Raw genomic sequence first — 16976 nt, 5'->3', positions numbered from 1 at the left:
GGTGAACTCTCGATACTCACTGTGCTTATTAGATCAAAGGGCTAGATCTGTGTCTAGCCCTTTTTCAACAGTCTGAAGCCCTTGCAATTAGCAAGGGCTTTTTTATTGCCATTCATCAAACCTGAGTTCTATAGTAAACTACGGTTATCCGTTTCAAATAACGATGCGAGGCAAGCAAGCTCATTCAGTTGCTGCCGAACGCCATGTAAAAATAAAGGTTTAAAACTCAAATGACTAGACAGACTATCCAATGGTTTCCGGGCCATATGAACAAAGCGCGCAATGAGATCAAAGAGATCATGCCGCAAATGGATGTCATCATTGAAGTATTGGATGCGCGCATTCCTTATAGTAGTGAAAACCCTATGGTTGCGCAGTTACGTGGTGATAAGCCGGTCATCAAAATTTTGAATAAAGCGGATTTAGCTGATCCTGAAAAAACCGCGCAGTGGCAGGAGTACCTAGAGCGTGAAGCCGGGGTAAAAACGATAGCGTTTGGTCATGATAAAGCTGCTGAAGTCCATCGTATTAATGAGTTGTGTAAAAAACTAGTGCCGCATAAAGTGGGTGCGGATAAACAAATTAAAGCCATGATCATGGGCATTCCCAACGTTGGAAAGTCGACTTTGATCAATACTTTGGCTGGTCGTATTGTCGCAAAAACAGGCAATGAACCCGCGGTAACTAAGGCGCAGCAAAAAATTAAACTCGAAGATGGCATTATGCTTTATGACACGCCGGGCATGTTGTGGCCAAAAGTAGAGAATGGCAACTCAGGTTACCGTTTAGCTGCGACTGGTGCGGTACGTGACACGGCAATGAATTATGAGGAAGTAGCGAGCTTCACCGCAGAATATTTACTACAAGCGTATCCTGAGCAGCTTAAAGCACGTTACAAAATGGCGGAACTACCAGACTGCGATTGGGAGTTTATTCAGCAAGCAGGTAAAATCCGTGGCTGTTTACGCAGTGGTGCGCAAGTGGATACCCATAAGTTTTCTGAGATCTTGATCAATGAGTTACGTGATGCGGTGATTGGCCGTATTACCATGGAAACGCCAGCGATGCGCGAGGAAGAGGAAATTCTCGTACAGCAGCAGCGCGACGAGGAAGAAGCGAAAAAAGCAGCGAAAGCTGAAGAGAAAAAGCAGCGTTTGGCAAGGGCGCGGAAAAACCGCCGCTAAGTCGTTTAGCGAAAATGAACGACCACACCTTACTGCGAGCGTTGTTTGTCAGACTTCTTAGCTTTTCGTGAGAAATAAAAAAAGCCCTTTCGGGCTTTTTTAGTTCATATCTACCGTCACCGATATGAGCAATGTAGCAAGTAAAATAGTAGAGCGGTTGCAGACAGAGGACTCAAGGGGCGTTGTTCCCCCCATATACAACCAAAGCGTTTTTCGTTCGCCAAACGTGTTTCAGGGTCTCGAAACGAATCGTTATTCACAAATCAAGTCACCATCTCGATTTGTTGAGAGTGATTATCAGTTAGATTTGTTTGCGTGTCAATATTATTTGCAAATAATTCTCATTTATTTATTTTGCATGAAAATTAGCCAATGATGATGTTTGCGATACACATATTTGCTTACATTTCGAACTTTTTTCTCCTCTTCGATTCGGGCATAGTGATGAATAGCACTGAACATATAGCCCAAGGAGCAGTCAATGCAGAGCCATGAAATCGATTATGAAATTATCGGCAACTCAATGCAGATGGTCGAAGTGGAATTAGACCCAGGTGAAACCGTAATAGCGGAAGCCGGTGCGATGAACTATCTTGATGACGGCATTCAGTTTGAAGCCAAAATGGGCGATGGTTCGGAGGTCGACCAAGGCTTTATGAGCAAGCTGTTTAGCGCAGGTAAGCGCATGATCAGTGGTGAATCACTGTTTATGACTCACTTTACCAATCAAAGCATAGGTAAAAAGCGGGTGGCGTTTGCTGCGCCGTTTCCCGGGACCATTATACCACTTGATTTGGCCAAACTTGGCAACTCAGTGTATCTGCAAAAAGACTCGTTTTTATGTGCAGCCCTCGGGACTAAGGTGGACATTGCGTTTCAGCGTCGTCTCGGGGCGGGCTTTTTTGGTGGCGAAGGTTTTATCCTTGAGCACTTGCAAGGTGACGGTATGGCGTTTGCGCACGCGGGTGGGACTGTGGTCTGCAAACAGCTCAATGGTGGTACGCTGAAAGTCGATACTGGGTGTGTAGTAGGTTTTACCGACGGTATTGAGTTCGACATTGAACGTATCAAAGGTCTAAGAAGTATGTTCTTTGGTGGAGAAGGGCTATTTTTGGCCACGCTACGCGGTCATGGCACCGTATGGTTGCAGAGTTTACCGTTCTCGCGTTTGGCGGACCGTGTATTGCAACACGCACCGAGTGCTGGGGGGCGTCGTCAGGGAGAAGGCAGCATTTTAGGTAACCTTGGTGACATAATTGACGGAGATTAGTACCGCTGGCACTTTTCGCGCCAATCTTACAGAATGTGAAATGTCGGTAGAAAAAAATTTTTCGTGAATTGCACGCATTTTAAGCGATATCAAGGATGATGTTCGCTTGAAGAGGTGATATACTCCCGCCGAATAATTTTTCTACTTAAACAGAGCACATCAATGGCAGATTTATCAAAATACAGAAATATTGGTATTTTCGCGCACGTTGACGCTGGTAAAACCACGACAACAGAACGTATTCTTAAGCTTACTGGTAAGATCCACAAACTAGGTGAAGTACACGATGGTGCTTCGACGATGGACTTCATGGAGCAAGAAGCTGAGCGTGGTATCACTATCCAGTCAGCAGCGACTACCTGTTTCTGGAAAGATCACCGTTTTAACGTAATCGATACTCCTGGACACGTTGACTTCACAGTTGAAGTATACCGTTCACTTAAAGTACTAGACGGTGGTATCGGTGTATTCTGTGGTTCTGGTGGTGTTGAGCCGCAATCAGAAACTAACTGGCGTTATGCGAACGATTCAGAAGTATCTCGTTTGATCTTCGTAAACAAGCTAGACCGTATGGGTGCGGATTTCTACCGCGTAGTTGGTCAAGTTAAGAAAGTACTTGGCGCGAACCCACTTGTTATGACACTACCAATTGGTATCGAAGACCAATTCGTTGGTGTTGTTGACGTTCTTACTAAGAAAGCATACGTGTGGGACGATTCTGGTCTTCCAGAAAACTTCACAGTGCAAGACGTTCCAGCAGACATGGTTGACCAAGTTGACGAATACCATGAAATGCTAGTTGAGTCTGCAGTTGAGCAAGACGACGAGCTAATGATGGCTTACATGGAAGGTGAAATTCCTTCTATTGAGCAATTAAAAGCGTGTATCCGTAAAGGTACTCGTGACCTAGCGTTCTTCCCAACGTTCTGTGGTTCTGCATTCAAAAACAAAGGTATGCAACTAGTTCTAGATGGTGTTGTAGATTACTTACCTTCACCAACTGAAGTTGCTCCACAAGACCTAACTGACCCAGAAACTGGTGAGCCAACAGGTCAAGTTGCTACAGTGTCTGAAGACGAGCCGTTCCGCGCGCTTGCGTTCAAGATTATGGATGACCGTTTCGGTGCGTTAACTTTCGTACGTGTTTACTCTGGTAAACTTAAGAAAGGTGACACAATCCTTAACTCTGCAACAGGTAAAACTGAGCGTGTTGGCCGTATGGTTGAGATGCACGCAAACGACCGTAACGAGATCGATTCAGCACAAGCTGGTGACATCATCGCTATCGTTGGTATGAAGAACGTTCAAACAGGCCACACACTATGTGATCCTAAGCACGAATGTACACTTGAACCGATGATCTTCCCAGTACCGGTAATCTCTATCGCTGTAACGCCAAAAGACAAAGGCGCAGCTGAGAAGCTAGGTATCGCACTAGGTAAGATGGTTTCTGAAGATCCATCATTCCAAGTTGAAACTGACGAAGAAACTGGTGACACTATCCTTAAAGGGATGGGTGAACTTCACCTTGATATCAAAGTGGACATCCTTAAGCGTACATTCGGTATCGAATTGAACGTAGGTGCTCCGCAGGTTGCTTACCGTGAAACTATCACTCGCGCAGTTGAAGATAGCTACACGCATAAGAAACAATCTGGTGGTTCTGGTCAATTCGGTAAGATTGACTACCGTATCCGTCCAGGTGAGCCAGGTTCAGGCTTCCAGTTCAAGTCAACTGTTGTTGGTGGTAACGTTCCTAAGGAATACTGGCCAGCAGTTGAGAAAGGCTTCAAGTCTATGATGAACGAGGGTGTGCTTGCAGGCTTCCCAGTACTAGACATCGAAGTTGAACTATTTGACGGTTCATTCCACGCAGTTGACTCGTCAGCTATCGCGTTCGAAATCGCTGCTAAAGGCGCATTCCGTCAATCAATCCCGAAAGCGGGTGCACAACTTCTTGAGCCAATCATGAAAGTTGACGTATTCACGCCGGAAGACAACGTGGGTGACGTGATCGGTGACCTTAACCGTCGTCGTGGTATGATTAAAGATCAAGAACCAGGCGCAATGGGCATCCGTATCAAGGGCGAAGTACCGCTATCAGAAATGTTCGGTTACATCGGCCACTTACGTACTATCACTTCAGGTCGTGGTCAATTCTCTATGGAATTCTCACACTACATGCCATGTCCAAACAACGTGGCAGAAGCGGTAATCGCAGCTGAGAAGCAAAAGAAAGCGAACAAGAAATAATTACTATCGTGATTATTTAAGCATGCGCTTTAAAAGAAAAACCCCGGCTTAGCTGGGGTTTTTTTATATCTGTTATGGCGTACCTCTGCTTGGAAAACCCTAGAAATACGGTTATGAACCTTCCATAACATTGCCGTGCACCAACCTTAACTGTTCGACCTTTCATATCTCAAACTACTGTGCTTAGAGAGTTTTTGCATTTTGTGCAGTAACTTCGTATCCTCACTATTCCATGTACTGTGTTAGACGGTACGCCAAATGCCAGCCATAGAGTGAGGTTGTATGTCTGCACTGCTCATTGTCTACTTATTGATTTTTGCACTCTTTGGCATGGCAAGCACCGAGCTGCTGCGCTTTATTTACTTTTCTTGGGTTAAAAAGGAATTGCGGCTGGAGTTGATCCGCCGCGTTATGGGGTATGTGGTTGTGATTGTGTTGTTGTCGACGTTGGGACCTTGGTTACTTAGTTAAGCTTATCGCTTCACAACGTTGCGCGATGCATAATGCCTGCACCGGATAAACACTAGGACAAGTTGATTCATTGGCTGAAGATTTGCTGTGTTCTGCTAAAATCGCGGCTTTCGCTCTGTCAGGATCATTGTGTTGCGAGGAAAATAGCACATAGCCAGCAGGCGTTGCGCAGCCAGGAAATATGGGTAGTTCAACAACATGACATTGGTAGCTCCCTTCACAGCTGAGATTGTGTAGTGCTAGACCACTGCTACTATCGGGCTGCGTTGTGGTTAATTCACAGCCGGACATAGTGAGCAAAGCCAAGGTGGAGATAATAAGTTTGTAGTTCATTGCGTTACATCGCTTCTTGCTGGATTTCGACCGCAGTACATTGATGCTCAATACATTGTGCCGCAGGGGCTGTTAAGTGCTGGCAAATGCTCATGCGCTGCTCAGCAAAATTGAGCTGTCGTTGCAGACTTGTTATCGTATTTGCTAGGGCTTCAAGTTGGTTGGCATCATTGTTTTGCGTTGAAAACACGACGAAGCCATCTGGGCCACCACACGCGCGGTGTCCGACTGGCAAAACCCGACATTCTGCACTCTGTTGACATGGTTTATCTTGGGTAAGTTGTGCCAAACGCGCTTTTAACACCACGATTTCCTCTTCAGCAGAGGTATGTTGTTTTTTCACTGATGGCACTGGCTCTACCTCAGTTGTCTCTGTACTTTGCGCAGAGGGAGTTGGGAGCGAGGCGGTCTGCGGTTCTTCATTACTGCATGCAGATAAACTCAGAATGAAAGGTAAGGTGAGTAGCCAAATACGCATCGGATTTTCCATTATCGAGCAAGGGAGGCTATAGCATGCCTCCCTTACACAGAGAATACAAGCCTCTATGCTAATCCACCTCGGGTCAGTTTGTGTGGGTCAAGCAAGCTGGCTAGTTGTTCTTTACTCAAGTCGCAATGCTCAGCTGCTACATCAACAATAGGTCGACCTTCGGTATAGGCCTGTTTAGCGATTTTTGCCGCCAGCTCGTAGCCTATAATTGGATTGAGTGCCGTCACCAATATGGGGTTGCGAGTGAGCGCGTGATGGAGGTTACTGTCATTGACCTTAAAGGTTGCGATAGCTTTGTCAGCAAAAAGACGCGAGCTGGTGCTTAATAGCTGTAAGCTTTGCAAAATATTATAGGCTATCACTGGCAACATCACATTGAGCTCAAAGTTACCCGACTGGCCAGCAACCGTAATGGTGACATCATTGCCTATCACCTGAGCGCAAACCATGGCCACGGCTTCTGGGAGCACAGGATTCACTTTGCCTGGCATAATGGAAGAACCGGGTTGTAATGCTTCTAGCTCTATTTCGGCTAATCCTGCTAATGGCCCTGAATTCATCCAGCGTAAGTCGTTGGCGATTTTCATTAAGGCCACCGCTAGTGTTTTGAGTTGACCCGATAAGGCGACCACGGCATCTTGCGCACCTATGTAGGCAAAGAACTGTTCCGCTGGTTTAAAGCGTACCGCTAAACTTTCGCTGAGATGCTGATTAAATAGAGCCGCAAAACGGGGATCGGCATTGATCCCAGTGCCGACCGCGGTTCCGCCTTGTGCTAGGCGGGTTACACCATCTAAAGCTTGGACAATACCGTGCTGGGCATTGTCTAACTGACATTGCCAGCCTTTCATCACCTGCATAAAGTTCACAGGCATGGCATCCATTAAGTGGGTGCGACCAGTTTTAACGTGATGACCGACCTGCTGCGCTTTGTTGGCGATGGTTTGGCTTAAATGATTGAGTGCGGGTAGCAAGTCATAAACCAGTGCTATCACACATGCAACATGAATCGACGTGGGAATGGTATCATTGGAGCTTTGTCCCATATTGACGTGGTCGTTGGCGTGGACAGTTTGCCCGGCAAGGTCAGTTGCCAATGTGGCTATCACTTCATTGGCATTCATGTTGGAGCTGGTGCCAGAGCCGGTTTGGAAGACATCGACAGGGAACTGCTCGGCATGTTGACCATCAATGATCTGTTGGCACGCATTGCTAATGGCCTCCGCGAGTGGTTTTGGTAAGTGACCGAGCTCTTGGTTAGTTTGCGCAGCTGCTTGCTTGATATAGGCCAAGGCACGAATAAAAGTGGTCGGTAGCGTAAGGCCGCTGATGGGGAAATTATTAATGGCACGCTGGGTTTGTGCTTGCCATAAGGCATCGACTGGGACTTGCAAAGTGCCCATGCTATCAGATGCAGTACGAAATTGGCTCATAAGAATTCCTTATTGATAGGCAAACAGAGTGTCGCACTGAGTTTTTAGTTCATCAGCAAAGCGCCAGTATCTTGGCAACGCTTGATGTTCTCGGTAGAAGCGTTTCAAGGCGAGTAAAGGTTTATAGAGCTGATCTAAACAATGCTGACGTTGAGTGTAGTACACCAATGGGTCAACTATGACTTCCAGCAACGCATTACACGTGTTGCGTAATAGCCATTCCTGCAGCAGCGGGACATTATTGGATTGATACGAGCGTGCTTGCTGGAGCGCCGTTTCAATAAACTGCGCCACGACCCAAGGGGTGCGACAGCCGGAAACTCGGGACAGATCTAGGCGATGAAGCGGTTGCTGAAACAGATGGGGTGTCGTCATAGCAAAGCACATTAGTGTACTGATAATGGTTATCATTACACTAATGTGCTTCACAGTAAAAGTAAAGGACTAAAAGACTTAGTTGTAGCCAAGGACGAACACTTTGGGCTCTTCCCCTTTACGTTTTTGCTCTTTAGTTGGCGTGAGCAAGCTATATACTTCTGCACGATAGGCGTCACTTTCACTTAGCAACACGTCATCAATTGGATTGGTGAGCTCAGGCTCAGGCGCGAGTAGCGATTTATTTACTTTGTTGGTCATAATAGTCCCCTGTTTTACGACTTACGAGATGCGGTTAATACTCCCGAGAGATACTGCGTTTATAGTAGAGCATAGACCATGCCATTGAGATGATCTGGCTCATATATTGACTTATACGGCAATTTTTATGAAATATTGCTGAATATTTCATCATTAATGCGCTAAAGTGGCGCAAAAGGCAACAAAATAGTGCGCGGAGCAGATGAGCAAACCTTATTCTGAAGCGTGTGAACGCAACAAGCAGATCATAGCTGCCAAGTTAACGCCTTGGTGGCAAAAGCTGCGTTATGTGCTAGAGATTGGCTCAGGTACTGGTCAGCATAGTGCCTATTTTTGTCAGCAGTTTGCCAATCTAACTTGGCAAAGCAGCGATTTACCTGAGCAACATGAAGGTATCTTAGCTTGGCAAGAGGCATCGGGCTGCCGCAACTTTCTGCCACCGTTGGCACTTGATCTAAGGGCGCCTTGGCCGGTCTCTTCAGTTGAAGCCATCTATACTGCGAATACTTTACATATTGTCAGTGAAGCCCTAGTGCAGCGATTTTTTAGCGCGGTGGGCGAGCATTTGATGCCTGCTGGCTACTTGTTTATATATGGACCATTTAATCGCGGCGGGGAGTTTACCAGTGCCAGCAACGCGCAGTTTGATGTTTGGTTGAAAATGCGTGATACCGACAGCGGTATTCGCGATATTGAGTGGATCTTGATGCTCGCAGCAGAGCAGGGGCTGCGGCTAGAGGTCGATTTCGCGATGCCAGCCAATAATCGTTTACTGGTGTTTAAACGGCAAAGCTAATCGACATTCCTGTTGATACTGCGCCATAGCGTGACGTTCCTGATGGCAAAATTGCGCAAGTGTGGCAGAAAATGGCGACTCGGCCATACAGTGCAGTGATTGGGTTAGCTCAGGTTCAAAGCCACGTAAGATTTTATGCTCCCCTTGCGCACCTGCATTGACGGTTTGTAAGCGCTGTTTAATGGCATATTCAATCGCTTGATAATAACAGAGCTCGAAGTGTAAACCGGGTAGATCAGTGAGCGCCCCCCAGTAACGGCCATACAGAGTGGTATCGTCTTGCAAATACAAACTTGCTGCCACGCATTGCTCGCCCTGCCAAGCTTGCATCAAGACGACTTGTGATGCTTGCTGTGCCACTAAAGCACGGAAAAACCTCAGATTTAGATAACCCGTATGGCCGGAGCGTTTGAGATAAGTGTGTTGGTAGCAAGTATAGAAATGAACAATATCCTGTTCACTGATGTTTGCCCCGCACAGCGTGCGGATGGTGATTTGTGCCAGAACTTGCTCACGCTCTTTGCGGACTTGTTTGCGTCGCCTTGCCGTTAATGTCGCAAGGAATGCCGTAAAGTCTGCGTAACCGCGATTGTGCCAATGGAATTGTACAGTGTGTCTGGTCATTGCCGAGGAGTGCGCGGCGAGGGATTGCACTAACTCTGGTGCGGCAAAATTGATATGCCAGCCAGACCAACCCGCTTCTTGCATCGTGTGCGAGAGGTGCTGGCAAAGCAAAGTTTGCACTTCTGTGGTCATTGCGCCGAGTAATCTTGGCCCGCTGATAGGCGTAAAGGGCACGGCCGCTAGCCACTTAGGGTAATAAGGATAATTGTATTTGGTAAATGCGTCGGCCCAGCTCCAGTCAAAGACATATTCGCCATAGGAATGGCTTTTGACATAGCCAGGTACTGCTGCAATCAGTTTAGTACCTTGCCAGCATAACCAATGCTGCGGTAGCCAGCCGGTTTGCCCACCAACACAGCCTTCCCGCTCCAGTGCGGCCAGAAAACTATGGCGCACAAACGGATGGTTTGGATGCAGCGCATCCCACGCTTCGCTCGCTACTTGTTCAATGGCAGTACAAAACTCAGCGCGCAGCATGGTGCTTATCAACATCGCCTAAAAACACGCTGATATTCTCAAGTAACTGCGGGTAACTGGGATTAAAGGTTAACCTCTGCAGCGGAAAATAGTCTTGCATATGTTGCGGGGTGCGCTCCCCAAAAGTGGTTTCAGGAGCGGTTTTGCACTTTTGGTACTGGGTTAAGTCGCTTAAGTAACCACCACAGCTACGATAGGTTGCCTGTGCGCCATAATAACTGTGATTGACCGGTTGGATGATACCAATGTGTGACATGCCTTTGATTTTATCGCACCAGCTTGAATTGCACGGTGGGGAGATGAAGTTGAAGTCACTGGGTAATTGGCGCTGTGCGGTTTGCATGTCGCCGTACCAGACTAAGGTGTCGAGTTTGCTAGTGCGGCGGCTGGGCAACTGATGCCAATGGCGCAGTAAACCTAGCGTCGCTTGGCTGTCAATGGTGCTATCAACCTCGCTGAGCGCAGCAAAAATAGGCACATCACTGGTGTTTTGTAGCTGCTTTGGTGTCACGGTTTGCATGGCTTGATAGGCCAAAGCGGCACCTTGCCACGGGAAACTTTCGTATTTAAACACATCAAGGTCCGCATCGGCATCAAGCCAAGTTATCCCCGGCAACATCGCAATCCATTTCGCTAACCAACCGTGTTTATTGTGTGCCTCACTGGCGGGCGATAATAATAACATCGCCTTTATCTGCTGCGGGGCGCGATTGACTTCCGCTATCGCCAAAGCCGCCCCTGTTGAGTAGCCGACCACCACCACAGATTTAAAATCGGCTTTGGCGCGCTCAAGGGCGTAGTGGGTGGTATGCTGCCACTGAGCTAAGGTCACTTGGCTCAAATCGCTTGGTGCCGTTGCATGCCCCGGCAATAACACGCTTCTCACCTGATAGCCTAATTGCCAAAAGTGCGCTGCGAGATAATGATAACTAAAAGGGGAATCGGTCAAGCCGTGTAATAATAGTGCGACTTTCTCGCTGTTTGGTCGTTGTAATTCAAACGGGCTTTGCAGCTGTGCTAGCGTAGGCACATCAGGTAATTGACCTTGCTGCTGTAGTATGGTCACCACAGGTGTTGTGACCGCACAGGGCAATTGCCCACGCGGGTTGCGAGCAGTAATAATTGCGGTGGCAGCGCGCAAATAATCTGAGAAGGCCATTTCAGGCGTTGCTTCCACCCAAAGAGGACCTTGGTTGATGGCCTCACGAAATGCTGCTTTCGCCACCCAAGTAGCCATATCCGCTTGCTGCGCCATAAGCTCGCTACTGCAGTCGGCGCTCAACGCCGACGTACTGATGCAAACAAGTGCGGATAAACACAGGCGCTTTAACATGGCCGACTCCATGCCATCAGACACGCCGCTAATTTATCGCGCTCTAGCGGTTTAGCAAGGTGGCCGTTAAAGCCAATGGCATCGGCGTGAGCTTTGTGTTCAGGCATCACATCAGCAGTAAGTGCAATGATAGGCAAAACGGTTTTTGGGATACTCTCGCGGATGGTCGCCACCGCTTGATAGCCATCCATGACTGGCATTTGGCAATCCATCAGCACCAGATCAAAATGTTCTAAATGTACGGCGTTGACCGCTAGCTGGCCGTTATCCACTATGGTCGGTTCAATTCCCAATGAATTCAGCATGGCTTTGACCACCAATTGATTAACCGCGTTATCTTCAGCAACTAGCACGCGCAGCTGCTGTAATTGTTCGAGATTGATATCGACCTCCTGCTGTTGTGGTGGGTGTCCTTTTGGTAAGGTCAGTGTCATGGTAAAGGTGGTACCTACCCCTTCGCTACTGTCCATTTTCAGGGTGCCAGACATCAGCTGGCACAGCTCTTGGGCTATTGCTAAGCCAAGCCCAGTACCGCCAAAACGCCGCGAAGTTGAGCTGTCTGCTTGGCTAAAGGGGGCAAAAATGATCGCTTGTTTGTCTGGCGCAATGCCAATACCTGTGTCACTAACCTTGATGGTGAGTGCACAGGCAGTTGCGGACCACTGCGTTTCGACACTGACCGTGACCTTACCTCGCTGGGTAAATTTGACGGCATTACTGCACAGATTAAGCAAAATTTGCTCGATGCGTAACGCATCCCCTTGCAACCAGCAAGGCTCAGGAAGTTGATGATTGACTCGCCATTGCAGATTTTTTTCAGCTGCGGTACTAGCAAACATACTGTTAAGGCGCGCCAATAATTCGTTGAGGTCAAAGTCATGAATATCTAAGGTCAGCTTATTCGACTCAATCTTGGAAATATCCAGAATGTCGTTCACTAAGTTCAGCAAAGTTTTCGCGGCCAAACCAATACGGTCAAAATAACCATGTAATTCAGCGGACGATTGGGTGGTTTTGGCCAGCGAAGAAAACCCGATCACAGCATTAAGCGGGGTGCGGATCTCATGGCTCATGTTGGCAAGAAAGCGGCTTTTAGCTTGGTTAGCTGCGTCGGACTCACGTTTGGCTTTGGCCAGTGATTCGGTGCGGCGTTTAACTAACACATTCAGTGCATCTTGTTGATAAGCAAACAGTAACACCACAAACAGCAGCAAACTGGTAACGCTGACTTGCAATAACATCAGCAGCAAGGTTTGCTGATGATTGAGCTTAGCAATAAATTCGTCTCTTAAGCTCAGTGCCAGTTGCCAGACTTGCCCTGCAAAGTAAATATCCTGCACTTTAGTGTAAGGATGATGCTGGGAAGACTCTGGAGGGCGATTGCGATAAAAGGCGGTCTTTTTGCCATTTTCAAACAACGCTACATCCAGCATTTCGGCATTCGCCTGCGTCAGGGATTCTTGCACTATGGTTTGCGCATCGATCACAACAGTTGCGTAACCCCTTAACTCAGCACTATCTTTTTGGTGTTGATAGACAGGTGCAAAGAGCAAATAAGCCGGGCGCTGAGAGGTGTCCTGCACGAGTTGCAATATGCTTGAAGCTTGCGGCAGATACAGCTTAGCCGCTGCGGTTAGCGCTTGTTTACGGTCTTGGCGAGATAGCACATTGAAGCCAATCACATTTTGGTTTTCAGCCAATGGGGTAATATAAGTGACCACCACAAAAGGGTCATCGCTATGGAGTGGCTCACCTTGGACGATGATGTCACGACCATATTCAGTGCTAATTGTGTCAAGAAACAGCTCAAGATCTTGGCGTGCAACAAGTTGATTCCAAGACAAGGCGCGAATAAACGGATTTTGCCGCGTAATGCTAGTGGCAATCAGATTGAACTCTTGTTGTGTTAGAGTGGGTGTTGCATGGATGGCGGAGGCTAAATTATGTGCTGCCAATAGTGAGCGATTTAAGTGCCGATAGAGAATGTTTTCGATCACTTGAGCTTCTCGGTCAGCAACCGTTCGTGCATTTTGGCTGTTATTATGGGTGTATAAAAATGTCGTAACGGCAACTGAGCAGCACAGCGCCAAACTACTGAATAAAATGGCCCATGGGCGCGGTTTATGCTTATAGGCTTTTAACCAAGGTTGCAGCAAGACCAATAAAATCGGGGTCGTTAGTAACACCCCCAAGCTGTCACCAAGCCACCAAAACATCATATTAAGCCAATGGTTGTCAATGCTATACGCTGGATTAAAGTAACTTAGCGCACTGACCCCTATGTTGGCAGAGAGTAAATTGACGATAATCCCAACCACTAATACAAAACCAGCGATGTGGGTGCGAGACTCGGGATAGAGCGGATTACCGAGCCAGTGCCGCATCAGCAGACCGCCTACTAGTGCTTGAAATGCAGCGCCACTGGCGATCATCGAGACTTCGGCAATTGCGGTCCAATTTAGTACCCATAGTGAATTAGCTTGCGAGACACTCCAGTTGAATACCATCGAGCCAAGCAGCACTGCGGGCACAAAACGTAGCCCCCAAAAATAACAGCCTACCAAGGCAAAGCCAGCGGGTAACCAGATTGGTAATACTTGAGCTTGGAATGAAAAGTGGATCAACACATGGCCACTTATGACATAAGCACACCCCAACAACAAGTATACAGCGGCAGTTAACCAGCGATGAGAAAATGTAAGCACAGCAATCCTTTAAGACAAGATGATTGGCAAAGTATAGGCTATATTGGCAAACTTCTGCGAGTAAAGGTTTGCTTTAGCACTATAGTGGATTCCATCGCAGCAATCGGCGCAAAGGTGGCTAAACGGTGTTTCAGGAAATACTCATAGCGTTCTAGGTCTTCCGCGATGATCTCCAACAAATAATCGTAACTCCCCGAAATGACCGAGCAGCTTAGTACCTGAGGTAAAGCTTCAACATGGGCCTCAAACTGACTTGCGGCCTGCGCTGAGTTTTCGGTCAAGCGAATAAAAGCATACACCAGCACTGACCAACCCAGCGCTTTAGGGTTGAGTGCGGCATGATAGCCTAAAATGACGCCATTACTTTGGAGGTTTTTGATCCGCCGTAAGCAGGGGGTGTCGGAGAGGCTGACAGCCTCTGCTAATGCACTATTACTGAGTCGGGCGTTTGTTTGTAGTGCCTGTAGCAACTGGCGGTCTTTTTTATCTAACTCGACCATGTGAGTGATTTTTGCTAATAAAATAATTATTTAATTATATTATTGCTAATTTATTATGTTTTCCAGCAACGAATTGATAAAAATTGCTCATGACCTTTTGCTACGCTGACGGTCTTAGGTTGACATACAACCGCAGCAGATTGAGAAACAAAATGACAAATTTGTCGGCTGAGTTTGACCGTTGGATCCGCCATGATTTTGTGGCCCTCAACGATGAATTAGAGGCTTTGTACTGGCAGCAGGATGACAAAGCCAATGTGGTTGGGATTGGCGAGACCATTAAGCAGCAATTAACCGCGCAAGGTAACGCCCATATTCGTGATTTATTGGCAGAAGGCAATACAGACGAAGGATTTGAAAATGCCTTTGATTTGCTTGGCAATGTTGGCTTATTTATGGCTGCATGTCGGCGCCATGAAATAACAGAGCCAAGCCGTGAACAAGTGTCACCGTTACGTGAGGCCTCAGCGCTGGCTATGCACATAGGTGCGTCTATTGGGGTGACGCCACGTTTTGCCACCGCCCATCTGACTACTCACAACCGCGCTATCAATGGGGTGTATAAACGTTTTACCAACTTAACCGCAGAGCGGCTATTTATCGACTATAACACCCGAGGTATTTTGGCCTATAAACGGGCTGCGGAGTCATTGTTGAAGATCCACGCGCTGGGTATTTCTCATCCCATGGCGCCAGTACTGCTAGAGGAAGTAAAGCGTGCACTGCTTGACGTGATTGCGTCGAATCAAACACTTTACAGCAAACTTGATACATCGGCGTTCTTTTATCAGGTGCGGCCATATTACAAACCATACCGAGTTGGTAAAGAGATATACCGCGGCGCCAACGCTGGTGACTTTGCGGGGATCAATGTGATTGATTTGCTGCTGGGTCTGTGTCAGGCCAATGACGTCAATTATGGACAAATGTTGGTCGATAAGTTCTTGTATATGATGCCAGAAGATCAGGCGACACTGCGCGAATGTATGCGTTTACCTAACTTGTTTGATGCTTTATTGGCTGCGCGTGATGCGCACCAATCAAGCTGGTTTCAAGAAACCGCAAGTCTCTTTATTCAGGTGTGTAAATTACATGGTGATACGGCAATCCAGCACCACAATCAGTTAGTCCACAAGTATATCAGTCAACCTGCTCACACTATGGTTGCAACCCATTTAGATAAAGTCACTGCCAGTGGCCCGCCGCTTGAAGTGTTATTGGCCCAGCTTGCAGTGTTGCGTGATAAACGCGCCGCCGCCAAACGTGACGATATCTTTACCCGTTATGCGGATTTACAAACGCTACGTGAGTTGGTTGGCAGAGGCAAAGCGGCGGAGGCTTAAGATGGGTAGTCATAGAGATTTTCACTTACCGCAGGGCCATTATTTGCTCAATCACTCGGTTGGGCGACCGTTGAAGAGCCTTGCTGCGCATTTACAACAGCACTACTTTACGCCTTGGTGTGAAGGTGCGGTTGAACCTTGGGGTACGTGGTTACAAGGGGTAGATGATTTTCGCACTCAGTTGGCGATCTTATTTGATAGCGACGCCCGTTTGTTTTGTCCGCAAACCAATTTATCCAGCGGCTTAACTAAACTGCTGCAAAGCTTACCAGCAGGAAAACTGAATATCTTGATGAGTGAAGCGGATTTTCCAAGCATGGGTTTTGTGATGCAGCACGCGCGTGATGATATTGCCCAGCGCTTTATTGCCAAGACAGAGGATATGAGTGACCCTGAGGTCTGGCTGGCGCACTTGGACGATTCCCTAGATTGGGTGTTTGTCAGCCAAGTGTATTCAAATACTGGGCAACAAGCGCCACTGGCAGCCATTTGCACTCGCGCTAAACAACTGGGTATTCGTGTTATCGTTGATGTTGCGCAGGCGGCAGGCGTGTTGCCATTGTCGCTTCTGCAGTTGCAGCCCGATGCTTTACTGGGTTCCAGTGTCAAATGGCTTTGTGGTGGTCCGGGAGCGGCTTATCTATGGGTTTGCGATGCGCTATTGGCAGAGTGTCAGCCCAAAGATGTTGGCTGGTTTTCGCATGCCAATCCGTTTGAGTTTGATATCCATCATTTCGCTTATCACCCAGATGCCTTGCGGTTTTGGGGCGGTACGCCGTCTGTACAAAGCTATATCAGTGCAGCCCATGCCATCGCGTATTTCAATCAATTGGGTGTGGCACAAGTACGCGCACACAATTGGCAGCTATTGACCGACTTACACCAAGCGTTAGGTGATTGGGTGGTGTCGCCGCGGGAGCAAAACCGCGCTTCAGGGACGGCAATTGTCAATTTGCCGCAAGGCAACCAAGCGCTACTCAAAGCGTTAAAAGCGGCGCAGATAGCAGTAGATGAGCGCGCACTGGGTATTCGCATTTCTCCGCATATTTACAACAGCGCAGCAGATATTGCGGCGCTAGTGGCGGTTGTAAACGGTCAGCGAGCCTAACATTAACCTAAATAGCCGCT

General features: G+C 47.6%; 16 protein-coding genes. 7 read left to right on the top strand and 9 right to left on the bottom strand.

The features are described 5' to 3' along the window. Positions 1-230 precede the first annotated feature (230 nt). The 4 genes from ylqF (at position 231) to ACFOEE_RS18755 (ending at position 5178) form a co-directional block, all read left to right on the top strand. Entirely contained in the window at positions 231-1184 is a 954-nt protein-coding gene (gene ylqF, locus ACFOEE_RS18770) for a ribosome biogenesis GTPase YlqF (protein WP_377128039.1), read from the top strand. A gap of 481 nt (positions 1185-1665) precedes the next feature. Then, complete coding sequence (locus ACFOEE_RS18765) at positions 1666-2454, top strand: TIGR00266 family protein (protein WP_377128036.1); 789 nt, start codon at positions 1666-1668, stop codon at positions 2452-2454. A 162-nt stretch (positions 2455-2616) separates the two neighbouring features. Further along, positions 2617-4707, top strand: coding sequence for an elongation factor G (gene fusA / locus ACFOEE_RS18760; protein ID WP_377128033.1), 2091 nt, complete (start codon positions 2617-2619; stop codon positions 4705-4707). Between the two features lie 282 nt (positions 4708-4989). Continuing rightward, positions 4990-5178, top strand: coding sequence for a hypothetical protein (locus ACFOEE_RS18755; protein ID WP_377128030.1), 189 nt, complete (start codon positions 4990-4992; stop codon positions 5176-5178). Here ACFOEE_RS18755 and ACFOEE_RS18750 read toward each other — a convergent pair. The 5 genes from ACFOEE_RS18750 to ACFOEE_RS18730 all read right to left on the bottom strand — a co-directional run bounded on the left by ACFOEE_RS18750 (position 5167) and on the right by ACFOEE_RS18730 (position 8070). After that, positions 5167-5511, bottom strand: a complete 345-nt coding sequence (locus tag ACFOEE_RS18750) for a hypothetical protein (RefSeq protein ID WP_377128027.1) — start codon at positions 5509-5511, stop codon at positions 5167-5169. The two genes, ACFOEE_RS18755 and ACFOEE_RS18750, sit on opposite strands and share 12 nt — an antisense overlap. A 4-nt stretch (positions 5512-5515) precedes the next feature. After that, positions 5516-5989 (bottom strand): hypothetical protein, encoded by a 474-nt coding sequence (locus ACFOEE_RS18745; RefSeq protein WP_377128025.1) that lies wholly within the window; start codon positions 5987-5989, stop codon positions 5516-5518. Positions 5990-6054: 65 nt separating this feature from the next. After that, the gene (locus tag ACFOEE_RS18740) at positions 6055-7434 is read right to left on the bottom strand and encodes a class II fumarate hydratase (protein ID WP_377128022.1); all 1380 of its coding nucleotides are present in this window, start codon (positions 7432-7434) and stop codon (positions 6055-6057) included. 9 nt (positions 7435-7443) lie between these two features. Further along, the gene (locus tag ACFOEE_RS18735) at positions 7444-7809 is read right to left on the bottom strand and encodes a hypothetical protein (RefSeq protein ID WP_377128019.1); all 366 of its coding nucleotides are present in this window, start codon (positions 7807-7809) and stop codon (positions 7444-7446) included. Positions 7810-7887: 78 nt separating this feature from the next. Beyond that, complete coding sequence (locus ACFOEE_RS18730) at positions 7888-8070, bottom strand: hypothetical protein (protein WP_377128016.1); 183 nt, start codon at positions 8068-8070, stop codon at positions 7888-7890. Positions 8071-8272: 202 nt separating this feature from the next. Between ACFOEE_RS18730 and ACFOEE_RS18725 the strand changes: the two genes are divergently transcribed. Next, the gene (locus ACFOEE_RS18725) at positions 8273-8866 is read left to right on the top strand and encodes a DUF938 domain-containing protein (protein ID WP_377128013.1); all 594 of its coding nucleotides are present in this window, start codon (positions 8273-8275) and stop codon (positions 8864-8866) included. Here the strand turns inward: ACFOEE_RS18725 and ACFOEE_RS18720 are convergent. From ACFOEE_RS18720 to ACFOEE_RS18705, 4 genes are read right to left on the bottom strand one after another with little or no spacing between them, the layout of a single operon-like run. Then, the gene (locus tag ACFOEE_RS18720) at positions 8840-9982 is read right to left on the bottom strand and encodes a GNAT family N-acetyltransferase (RefSeq protein WP_377128010.1); all 1143 of its coding nucleotides are present in this window, start codon (positions 9980-9982) and stop codon (positions 8840-8842) included. The two genes, ACFOEE_RS18725 and ACFOEE_RS18720, sit on opposite strands and share 27 nt — an antisense overlap. Next, positions 9954-11300, bottom strand: a complete 1347-nt coding sequence (locus tag ACFOEE_RS18715; protein ID WP_377128007.1) for an alpha/beta hydrolase — start codon at positions 11298-11300, stop codon at positions 9954-9956. The genes ACFOEE_RS18720 and ACFOEE_RS18715 overlap by 29 nt, the downstream gene beginning before the upstream one ends. Further along, positions 11294-14005 (bottom strand): ATP-binding protein, encoded by a 2712-nt coding sequence (locus tag ACFOEE_RS18710; RefSeq protein ID WP_377128004.1) that lies wholly within the window; start codon positions 14003-14005, stop codon positions 11294-11296. The genes ACFOEE_RS18715 and ACFOEE_RS18710 overlap by 7 nt, the downstream gene beginning before the upstream one ends. Before the next feature lie 38 nt (positions 14006-14043). After that, positions 14044-14505 (bottom strand): Lrp/AsnC family transcriptional regulator, encoded by a 462-nt coding sequence (locus ACFOEE_RS18705; RefSeq protein ID WP_377128002.1) that lies wholly within the window; start codon positions 14503-14505, stop codon positions 14044-14046. 152 nt (positions 14506-14657) lie between these two features. Here ACFOEE_RS18705 and ACFOEE_RS18700 point away from each other — a divergent pair, with 152 nt between their 5' ends. Further along, positions 14658-15848 (top strand): PrnB family protein, encoded by a 1191-nt coding sequence (locus ACFOEE_RS18700; protein WP_377127999.1) that lies wholly within the window; start codon positions 14658-14660, stop codon positions 15846-15848. Between the two features lies 1 nt (position 15849). After that, complete coding sequence (locus tag ACFOEE_RS18695; protein ID WP_377127996.1) at positions 15850-16956, top strand: aminotransferase class V-fold PLP-dependent enzyme; 1107 nt, start codon at positions 15850-15852, stop codon at positions 16954-16956. Positions 16957-16976 lie beyond the last annotated feature (20 nt).

This window comes from Pseudoalteromonas fenneropenaei, from assembly GCF_042643375.1.
Classification (GTDB): Bacteria; Pseudomonadota; Gammaproteobacteria; order Enterobacterales; family Alteromonadaceae; genus Pseudoalteromonas; species Pseudoalteromonas fenneropenaei.
This window is presented reverse-complemented; position numbering and strand designations above follow the sequence as displayed.

What these genes read in the sequence shown, in the direction of transcription:
- ACFOEE_RS18740 (WP_377128022.1), bottom strand. Translation starts at nt 7,434, where the DNA reads ATGAGCCAATTTCGTACTGCATCTGATAGCATGGGCACTTTGCAAGTC.
- ACFOEE_RS18720 (WP_377128010.1), bottom strand. Translation starts at nt 9,982, where the DNA reads ATGTTGATAAGCACCATGCTGCGCGCTGAGTTTTGTACTGCCATTGAA.
- ylqF (WP_377128039.1), top strand. Translation starts at nt 231, where the DNA reads ATGACTAGACAGACTATCCAATGGTTTCCGGGCCATATGAACAAAGCG.
- ACFOEE_RS18725 (WP_377128013.1), top strand. Translation starts at nt 8,273, where the DNA reads ATGAGCAAACCTTATTCTGAAGCGTGTGAACGCAACAAGCAGATCATA.
- ACFOEE_RS18750 (WP_377128027.1), bottom strand. Translation starts at nt 5,511, where the DNA reads ATGAACTACAAACTTATTATCTCCACCTTGGCTTTGCTCACTATGTCC.
- fusA (WP_377128033.1), top strand. Translation starts at nt 2,617, where the DNA reads ATGGCAGATTTATCAAAATACAGAAATATTGGTATTTTCGCGCACGTT.
- ACFOEE_RS18705 (WP_377128002.1), bottom strand. Translation starts at nt 14,505, where the DNA reads ATGGTCGAGTTAGATAAAAAAGACCGCCAGTTGCTACAGGCACTACAA.
- ACFOEE_RS18715 (WP_377128007.1), bottom strand. Translation starts at nt 11,300, where the DNA reads ATGTTAAAGCGCCTGTGTTTATCCGCACTTGTTTGCATCAGTACGTCG.
- ACFOEE_RS18695 (WP_377127996.1), top strand. Translation starts at nt 15,850, where the DNA reads ATGGGTAGTCATAGAGATTTTCACTTACCGCAGGGCCATTATTTGCTC.
- ACFOEE_RS18735 (WP_377128019.1), bottom strand. Translation starts at nt 7,809, where the DNA reads ATGACGACACCCCATCTGTTTCAGCAACCGCTTCATCGCCTAGATCTG.
- ACFOEE_RS18700 (WP_377127999.1), top strand. Translation starts at nt 14,658, where the DNA reads ATGACAAATTTGTCGGCTGAGTTTGACCGTTGGATCCGCCATGATTTT.
- ACFOEE_RS18730 (WP_377128016.1), bottom strand. Translation starts at nt 8,070, where the DNA reads ATGACCAACAAAGTAAATAAATCGCTACTCGCGCCTGAGCCTGAGCTC.
- ACFOEE_RS18765 (WP_377128036.1), top strand. Translation starts at nt 1,666, where the DNA reads ATGCAGAGCCATGAAATCGATTATGAAATTATCGGCAACTCAATGCAG.
- ACFOEE_RS18745 (WP_377128025.1), bottom strand. Translation starts at nt 5,989, where the DNA reads ATGCGTATTTGGCTACTCACCTTACCTTTCATTCTGAGTTTATCTGCA.
- ACFOEE_RS18755 (WP_377128030.1), top strand. Translation starts at nt 4,990, where the DNA reads ATGTCTGCACTGCTCATTGTCTACTTATTGATTTTTGCACTCTTTGGC.